At 77.7% G+C, this 1,776-nt stretch carries 1 protein-coding gene and 1 pseudogene; both read left to right on the top strand.

Annotated elements, in window-relative coordinates; all coding sequences use genetic code 11:
* Positions 1 to 1,444: pyridoxal phosphate-dependent decarboxylase family protein (locus HCN52_RS24145; protein ID WP_168090542.1), on the top strand; the 1,444-nt coding region annotated here is incomplete at its 5' end.
* Positions 1,441 to 1,776: pseudogene (locus HCN52_RS24140) on the top strand (iron transporter); the annotation flags it as partial. The gene HCN52_RS24145 and the pseudogene HCN52_RS24140, both read left to right, overlap by 4 nt.

Raw genomic sequence — 1,776 nt, 5'->3', positions numbered from 1 at the left:
CGTCGGCACCTCGCTCGCCCACCACGCCCCCGGCCCGCTGCCCGCCGGCACCCCTGCCGAGGTGCTCGCCGCCGCCTCCCGCGCGCTCGGCCCCGCCGCGCTCCCCGAACGCGGCGCCGGCGAACTGCCCGCGCTCCAGCTACTGGCCCGCGTCATGAGCCAGTACGGCGTCGACCTCGCCCACCCGCACGCCGCCGCTCACCTGCAACCCCCGACCCTGACCGTCGCCGTGGCGGCGGACGTCCTCGCCGCGGCGGGCAACGGCTCACTCGACACCTACGACTCCGGTCCGGCCGGGATAGCCGTCGAACGCTGGCTGATCGGCGCGCTCACCCGCCTCGCCCGCCTCGGCCCCGAGGCCGACGGCGTCCTCACCCCCGGCGGCTCCCTCTCCAACCTGCTCGGCCTCCACCTCGCCCGCGACGCCGCCGCCCTCCGCCGCGGCGTCGACGTCCGCCGCCACGGTGTCGCCGCACTCCCCGGGCCCCGGGTGCTGTGCAGCGAGGTCGCCCACTTCTCCGTCCACCGCGCCTGCGCCGCGCTCGGGCTCGGGGAGGACGCCGTGCTCCCCGTTCCCACCGACCGCGACCACCGCATGCGGCCCGACGCGCTCGACGCAGCGTTGTCCGCGCTCGGCCCCGACGAGACACCGATCGCGGTCGTCGCCACCGCCGGCACCACCGACTTCGGCACCGTCGACCCGCTGCCGGCGATCACCGAGATCGCCGCGCACCACGGGGTGTGGAGCCACGTGGACGCCGCCTACGGCTTCGGCACCCTCTTCTCCGACCGGCTCGCCGGCCGACTCGACGGCATCGAGGCCGCCGACTCCGTCACCCTGGACCTCCACAAGATCGGCTGGCTGCCCGCCGCCACCAGCGTCCTGCTGGTCTCCGACCCCGCCGGCTTCGGCGCGCTCGACCGGCAGGTCGCCTACCTCAACCCCGCCGACGACGCCGACGCCGGATTCGACGGCCTCCTCGGCCGCAGCCTCCAGACCACCCGGCGTGCCGACGCCGTCAAGGCCGCCGCCGCCTTCCTCGCCCTCGGCCGCTCCGGTCTCGGCGCCATGGTCGACCGCTGCCACGACCTGGCACGCCACGCCCAGGCCCGCATCGAGTCCGACCCCGCGCTCGAACTCGTCACCGGGGCCGACCTCACCACCGTCGTCTTCCGCTACCGGGGCCACGACCCCGCGGCGGACGACCGCCTCAACGCCGAACTGCGCCGCTCCCTGCTGGAGGCCGGCACCGCGCTCATCGGCCGCACCGAGGTCCCCCTCGCCCCTGCCGACCCCGCCGGGACCGCCGCCCCGCGCCGCGTCTGCCTGAAGTTCACGCTGCTCAACCCCACGACCACCACCGACGACATCGACCGGCTCATCGCGGCGGTCCTCGCCGCCGGCCGCCGCTGCGACCACCACGCCCGGGAGCGCACCGCATGACCGCCACGCCCACCACCGGGCACGCCCCCGCGCCCGGCACCCCCGCCGATCCGCTCGACGCCCCCGAACCGCGCGCCGCCGCCGAGCACGCCCACCTGGAGGCGCTGCTGCGCTGCTGGCTGGCCGAGACCGGCCGGGAAGTGGCGCCCGGCCCACTGACGGTGCCGCTCCCCGCCACCGGCACCACCCTGGCCACCGAGGTCACCCACGCCTCCGCCACCGGCTGGCACCGCTTCGGCCCGGTCCGGCTCCACGGGCCCGCGGGCCCGCTCGGCGCGACCGCGGACCCGGTGACCGCCGTCGCCCTCGTCGCCGCCGAGGCCGTCCACCGC

The sequence above is a fragment of the Streptomyces bohaiensis genome (assembly GCF_012033785.1).
Taxonomy (GTDB): Bacteria; Actinomycetota; Actinomycetes; order Streptomycetales; family Streptomycetaceae; genus Streptomyces; species Streptomyces bohaiensis.
This window is presented reverse-complemented; position numbering and strand designations above follow the sequence as displayed.